Source organism: Wenyingzhuangia sp., from assembly GCF_039768515.1.
Taxonomy (GTDB): domain Bacteria; phylum Bacteroidota; class Bacteroidia; order Flavobacteriales; family Flavobacteriaceae; genus Wenyingzhuangia.
Genome location: NZ_JBDNAI010000024.1, coordinates 1 through 6972, shown reverse-complemented (window position 1 = coordinate 6972; position 6972 = coordinate 1). Strand labels below are relative to the sequence as shown.

At 36.3% G+C, this 6972-nt stretch carries 7 protein-coding genes; 5 read left to right on the top strand and 2 right to left on the bottom strand.

Annotated features, from left to right (window positions below; genetic code table 11):
* Positions 1 to 227 (bottom strand): 4Fe-4S binding protein (locus ABF281_RS01910; RefSeq protein WP_347180013.1); only part of this gene is annotated, 227 nt, incomplete at its 3' end.
* Between the two features lie 76 nt (positions 228 to 303).
* On the opposite strand from ABF281_RS01910, the gene ABF281_RS01905 reads away from it, so the two are divergent.
* The 4 genes from ABF281_RS01905 to ABF281_RS01890 all read left to right on the top strand — a co-directional run bounded on the left by ABF281_RS01905 (position 304) and on the right by ABF281_RS01890 (position 4224).
* Positions 304 to 1362: an acyl-CoA reductase gene (locus tag ABF281_RS01905; protein WP_347180012.1), complete on the top strand. Its 1059-nt coding sequence runs from the start codon at positions 304 to 306 to the stop codon at positions 1360 to 1362.
* A gap of 86 nt (positions 1363 to 1448) precedes the next feature.
* A complete protein-coding gene (gene serC, locus ABF281_RS01900; RefSeq protein ID WP_347180011.1) occupies positions 1449 to 2507 on the top strand; it encodes a 3-phosphoserine/phosphohydroxythreonine transaminase in 1059 nt (352 codons plus the stop codon).
* Positions 2508 to 2539: 32 nt separating this feature from the next.
* The gene (locus tag ABF281_RS01895; RefSeq protein WP_347180010.1) at positions 2540 to 3490 is read left to right on the top strand and encodes a D-2-hydroxyacid dehydrogenase; all 951 of its coding nucleotides are present in this window, start codon (positions 2540 to 2542) and stop codon (positions 3488 to 3490) included.
* 83 nt (positions 3491 to 3573) lie between these two features.
* Entirely contained in the window at positions 3574 to 4224 is a 651-nt protein-coding gene (locus ABF281_RS01890; protein ID WP_347180009.1) for a YggS family pyridoxal phosphate-dependent enzyme, read from the top strand.
* Between the two features lie 42 nt (positions 4225 to 4266).
* On the opposite strand, the gene ABF281_RS01885 is transcribed toward ABF281_RS01890, so the two are convergent.
* On the bottom strand, positions 4267 to 6225 hold the full coding sequence (locus ABF281_RS01885; RefSeq protein WP_347180008.1) for a M1 family metallopeptidase: 1959 nt from the start codon (positions 6223 to 6225) through the stop codon (positions 4267 to 4269).
* Between the two features lie 339 nt (positions 6226 to 6564).
* On the opposite strand from ABF281_RS01885, the gene ABF281_RS01880 reads away from it, so the two are divergent.
* Positions 6565 to 6972: hypothetical protein (locus ABF281_RS01880; RefSeq protein WP_347180007.1), on the top strand; the 408-nt coding region annotated here is incomplete at its 3' end.

Below are 6972 nucleotides of genomic sequence, written 5' to 3'. Positions count from 1 at the left end.
TTACATTCTGTACACTTGTCTGGCACAATATAATAAACTTCGTCAGAAATTGGCTCTTGATCCTCGTCAGCATTTCCAGTGTTTCCATTTGGAAGCACAAAATCTCCTTCTAAGGAAGTTCCTTCAGCATACTTCCACTCTTCAGCGCCTTCATATATAGCATTATTTGGACATTCTGGTTCACAAGCCCCACAATTGATACATTCATCTGTTATTATAATTGCCATCGTACTTTTTTCTTTAAATTTGTGCCACAAAAATAGTATATTTTATATTCACAGAAAACCCACAAAGTAACTTATAATGAGTTTAGATAAGAGAAAAAAAGCATTTGTTGCTCTAGGACGCTTCCTTTCGCAATTTACTAGCCAAGGCATTGACAAAAAAGAAGATATTCCTTTTAATGATTTGTTTTTTGAAGTGTTTAAGACACAAATCAACAGGGCTGAGGAATACAATAGCTGGTTTACAAAAGACAATGTTTTGTTTGCTTTTGAAAACTGGTCATTTGCTTTGAGTGAAGATCAAATTTCTACTTGGCTTCAAGCTTATCAACTTCATGATCAAAATAAAAAAACCATTGCTGTGATAATGGCAGGTAACATTCCTTTGGTTGGGTTTCATGATTTTTTATGTGTGGCCATAACAGGTCATCATGTTTTGGCAAAGTTATCATCAAACGACAAATACTTTATCCCATTGATTGCAAAGTATTTAGAACATCTTGAACCCTGTTTTAAAGGTAGTTTTACTTTTACAGAGGAAAAGTTAAAAGACTACGATGCTGTAATTGCAACAGGTAGTAACAATACGGCACGTTACTTTGATTATTACTTCGGAAAACACCCAAACATCATAAGAAAGAACAGAAATTCTATTGCAGTGCTAAGTGGTCAAGAGAGTCACGAACAATTAGAAGCCCTTGCAGAAGATGTTTTTAGGTACTACGGTTTGGGTTGCAGGAGTGTTTCTAAAATATTTGTTCCAAAAAACTACGATTTTGATGTGTTATTTAAAGCAGTATTCAAATACAGAGACATCATCAAATACACCAAATACGCAAACAACTACGACTACAACAAAGCAGTATATTTGATGAGTCTTTTTGACATCAAAGAGAATGGATTTTTAATGTTAAAGGAAGATCAAAGTTATGCTTCACCAATTGCAAGCCTTTTTTATGAATTTTACGAAGATTTAGAAACCCTTAAGCGCAAACTCGCTGAGGAGTCCGATCATATTCAATGCATCACCACAGAGTTAAGTATTGAGGATAGCATAAAATTTGGTCAAACTCAACTTCCAAAATTATGGAATTATGCAGATAATATTGACACCATTAAATTTTTGATGTCAATATAAAAAACGTTAAAAATAAATCCTCAATCTTAAAGTTAAAGAATCTAGATTTTGTAAATTTGACGATTCAAAACTTAACTATAAAAATAATGAAAAAACATAATTTTAGCGCAGGTCCTTCCATTTTACCTCAAGAAGTATTTGAAAAAGCTAGTCAAGCTATTCTAGACTTTGACAATACAGGTTTATCATTAATTGAAATATCCCACCGTAGTAAAGAGTTTGTTGCAGTTTACAACAAAGCTGTTGCATTGGTCAAAGAAATTTTAGAGGTTCCAAGTACTCACGAAGTCCTATTTTTACAAGGAGGTGCTTCAACTCAATTTTTAATGTCTGCCATCAACCTAATCAAAAATGATGGTGGAAAAGCAGCCTACATCAATACGGGGTCTTGGAGTACAAAAGCTGCCAAAGAAGCTAAAAACTTTGGAGAAGTTATAGAAGTTGCTTCTTCGGCAGACACCAACCACAATTACATCCCTAAAGGATACGAAATTCCTACTGACGTAGATTTGGTACACTTTACCTCAAACAATACCATTTTCGGAACTCAGTTTCAAGCTTACCCAGAAACAGAAGCACCGCTAGTAGCAGATATGTCTTCTGATATTTTTTCTAAACCTGTAGACGTGTCTAAGTTTGGAATTATTTATGCTGGAGCTCAAAAGAATCTTGGTCCAGCTGGTGCTACTTTGGTTATTGTAAAGAAAGACATTCTCGGAAACACCGGTAGAGCCATTCCATCAATGTTAGATTACCAAGTACAAATCAAAGGAGAAAGCATGTTTAACACCCCTCCTGTGTTTGCAATCTATGTGTCTATGTTGAATTTAGAATACATGAAAGCGCAAGGAGGTCTAAAAGTAATTGCTAAGGCCAATGAAGAAAAAGCAGCCATGTTGTACCAAGAAATTGACAACAATCCTTCTTTTGTCAATCATGTTGCCAAAGAAGACAGATCACTCATGAATGTTGTATTCTTATTAAATGATACTTCTAGAGATGCTGAATTTTTAGACGCTTGTACCGCAGCAGGAATTAGCAACGTAAAAGGTCACCGTTCAGTTGGTGGGTTTAGAGCCTCAATCTACAATGCAATGCCGAAAGAAAGCGTACAAGCATTGATAAACATAATGAAAAAATTTTAACGCTTAATACTTAAGCAAAAAACAATAATTAAATGAAAGTTTTAGCAAACGACGGTTTAGCACAATCTGGGGTAGTTGCCTTAGAAAAAGCAGGATTTGAAGTGATTTTAAACACAGTTGCTCAAGATCAATTAGAAAACTACATCAACGAAAATAATATTGACGTGATCTTAGTAAGATCTGCAACAACTGTAAGACAAGAATTGATTGATGCTTGTCCATCTATCAAAATCATTGGTCGTGGTGGTGTTGGAATGGATAATATTGACGTTCAATACGCAAAAGACAAAGGGTTACACGTAATCAATACGCCTGCTGCTTCTTCTCATTCTGTTGGAGAATTGGTTTTTGCTCACTTGTTTGGTTTGGTACGTTTTTTACAAGACGCAAATCGAAACATGCCATTAGAGGGAGATTCAAAATTTGGAGTTTTAAAGAAAAGCTATGCTAAAGGTGTTGAGTTGAAAGGACAAACATTAGGAGTTATTGGTTTTGGACGTATTGGTCAAGCCACAGCGAAAATAGCTTTAGGACTAGGAATGAAAGTTATCGCTTTTGATCCTTTCTTTGAAAAAGTAGATTTAGATCTAGAGTTTTTTGATGGGCAAAAGGTAAACTTTACCATCCATACGACAACGAAAGAAGAAGTATTGAAAAATGCAGACTTTGTTACCTTACATGTACCTGCACAAGATGGATACGTGATCAGTACTCCAGAGTTTAAAATCATGAAAAATACAGCAATCATCATCAATGCTGCTCGTGGTGGTGTAATCGATGAAGTTGCTTTGTTAGAGGCAATAGAAAATGGAGAAATCGCAAAAGCGGCTTTAGATGTTTTTGAAAGCGAGCCAAAGCCTGCTTTAAAAGTATTGATGAATCCTAACATTTCATTGACTCCTCATATCGGTGCTGCTACATTAGAGGCACAAGATCGTATTGGTACAGAATTGGCTTCACAAATTATTTCTATTTTGAAGTAATTCATTGATAAAGAATTCAATCCCCATGAACATAAAAGTCCATGGGGATTTTTTATTTTTACACAACGACTAAAACCTAAGCCATGAGTATTGCCAACAATCTAAGTGCTATCAAGCAAAACATCCCAACGCAAGTTACCCTAGTTGCTGTTTCTAAAACCAAACCCGTTTCAGCTATTCAAGACGCATATCTTGCCGGTCAAAGAGTTTTTGGTGAAAACAAAGTTCAAGAAATGGTCACCAAGCACGAGGAACTGCCAAAGGACATTTCATGGCATATGATTGGACATTTGCAAAGCAACAAAGTCAAGTACATGGCTCATTTTGTTGATTTGATTCATGGTGTAGATCGTTTTTCTACATTAAAAGAAATCAACAAACAAGCTAAAAAACATAACCGTGTAATCCATTGTCTTCTACAATTTAAAATAGCAAATGAAGCAACTAAATTTGGATTGACTCAAGATGAAATCACTTCTATTTTAGCTAATGAAACCTACAAAAATATGGAAAACATTAAAATAGTAGGTCTCATGGGAATGGCTAGTTTTGTTGCAGATGAGCTACAAATCAGAAACGAATTTAGAAAATTAAAAGCGCTCTACGAGCAATTAAAACCACATCAACCGCAATTCACAACGGTTTCTATGGGAATGAGTGGTGATTACCAAATCGCTATTGAAGAAGGTAGCACCATGGTAAGGGTAGGTAGTGCTATTTTTGGTCAAAGATAGACCCATAAAAAAAGGTTTCAGAAACTTCTGAAACCTTTTTTTTTACTCTTCATAAAGATCACTTGGCCATTTGTCATTTGAGCTATTGATGTCTGGTATGATTTTATGAGGATCTATTTCAATAGACTTCAAGGTCTTATCTGTTTTCAACACATAATTCCAGCGATCACCTCTTTGCCATATTTCTACAGGCACCTTTTTCTCTTCTATGGTCCCATCTTCATAAGTTACTCTAAGATGTACTGGCATTGGAAAATCTCCTTTGTTTTCTAACACCACTACATAATTACCTTCGTATGGCTGTACGTAAGAAATGGCCAAATCAATATTTCCTGTTCCATAAAACCATCCCTTCCAAAACCAATTGAGGTCCTCTCCTGCTCCATTTTCTATCGCATTGAAAAAATCTGAAGGCTGTGGGTGTTTGTAAGCCCAGTCTTTAATATAAGACCTAAACGCAAAATCAAAACGCTCTGGTCCTAAAATATATTCTCGCAACATGATCATTCCTAAGCCCGGTTTTCCATAAGCTGTATTTCCTAAATTTCGTGTACTTACAATATCTGGATAAGTATCTATCCCTTCTCTGTTTTTTGATACGTAAGCATGCAAACGCTTTCTTCCTTGAATCAAATGATTGGGATACTCTCCATCGTTGAATGCTTTTGAACTGTAATAATTGATAAAGGTATTGAATCCTTCATCCATCCAAGGATACAATCGTTCGTTTGACCCCACAATCATTGGAAACCAATTGTGACCAAATTCGTGATCGGTGACTCCCCACAAACGCGCACCTTCACTTTGGGCACTACAGAAACTAACCCCTGGGTACTCCATTCCTCCTACATTTGAAGCAACATTTACAGCATTTGGATAAGGATATTCAAACCATTTTGAAGAATAATGTTCAACAGATGCTTTGGTATACGCTGTAGATCGACCCCAAGCCGATTGACTTCCTACTTCTTTCGGATAAACAGATTGTGCCAAACACGCTTTTCCACTAGGAAGGTTTATTCTAGCTGCATCCCAAACAAATGCTTTGGAAGAAGCAAAAGCAACATCTCTGGTGTTTTCCATTTTAAAATGCCAGGTTAAAGTTCCACGCTGACGGGGTCTGGTTTTTGAAATTTGATTGACTTCGTCTGGGTTGATGATATACACGCTTTCATCACTTTTAGAGGCTTTCTCCAATCGATTGATTTCTGTAGCCGTTAGTACTTCTTTGCTGTTGACCAAGGCTCCAGAACCCACCACCACATGATCGTAAGGAACTGTTATTTTATAATCATAATCACCGTAATCTAGATAAAACTCCCCTGCTCCTAAATACGGCGCTATGTTCCATCCTTTTATGTCATCTAAAACAGCAACTCTTGGATACCATTGTGCCATAGAATACACAGTTCCATTTTCAGTTTCTAGTCTTCCCATCCTATCCATTCCTGCTTCGGGTATGGTATACGTAAAATCCATACTTACCGTAGCTATCCCTTTTCTAGCAGGTATGGCTTCCTCAAAAAACACTTGCATTCTGGTGTCTGTAATGATATGCTTAGAAGAAGGTTTGCTTCTTTTGGTTGCTTTGGCTACAAGGTTTGATATCTTACATCCACCGGTGAGGTCTCCAGAATAGCGATTGCCGTTGATGGGCGTTGTTAAGGTTCCTCTAGAGGTTTCTGTAAATCTGTTTTGCTCTACATACATCCATATGTACTTTAGGTCATAGGGACTATGATTGTGATAGCGAAGCGTCAACGTTCCTGTAATCGTATTTTTTTCTTCCTCTAGTGTGGCCTCAATCGTATAATCTGCTTGGTTTTGCCAGTATTGATTTCCTGGAATTCCTAAAGATGCCCTGTTAGGCGAACTTTGTCTGTTCAATACAGGATTAAAATCATTTTGATTGTTGGGCACTACGTCTTGTGCAGAGAGTGAAAATATTGACAGGACAAACCCAAAGAGCAGAACAAATATTTTTATTTTTTGTGAAATCATAACTTTTTTTTAATCGATAACAACACCAAGGTAATAAAAAATACACTGACAATAAATGTTTTTTAGAGGATATGCTAAGCTAGCAGCAAGTCAAATATAGATCAGATGGCTCTTCAGCACTTACCGATTACACATTCCTCAAGCAGTACTTCTTTTTTTAGTATATCAAAAAATAATTGCAATTTAAATTACACAAATCACAATATAAGAGTAGTTTTTTATATATTTGATAATTATTACAAACCAAAATCATTGTTTTATGAAAAATTACACTTATTTTTTACCATTCTACTGATGCTAGGCATTGGCTTACTCACCCCCCTACAAGCACAAAGCCAAATGGTTAAAACCCTAGATGATCCAGGGAGTTCGCCTGTTGCTGAACTCACATTACCAGAGTACCAAACATTTCGCGTTTTAACGTTTACAGACCTTAAATTTAATGATTTTGAGGATAATTATTACCAAGCAATAGGTACCTCTAGCGATGGAGCAACCAGTACTCTTGAATTGGTAAATTCCGAATTGGCTTCTTCATTTACCACAACCATAACAATAAATGGTGTAGAAACTGAAATTACAGGAGAAAATTTCGGATTCAATTTGAATACGGGTACGCCAACATTTCGCATCACAACTGATTCCTATGTGCTTTCTCAAAACAACTGGTTTGTTGCTCAAGGCTACGAAGTTTTTGGTAGTGAGCTAGGAGTACAAATAAGGTTTTCTTTCCGCAATTCTAATGGC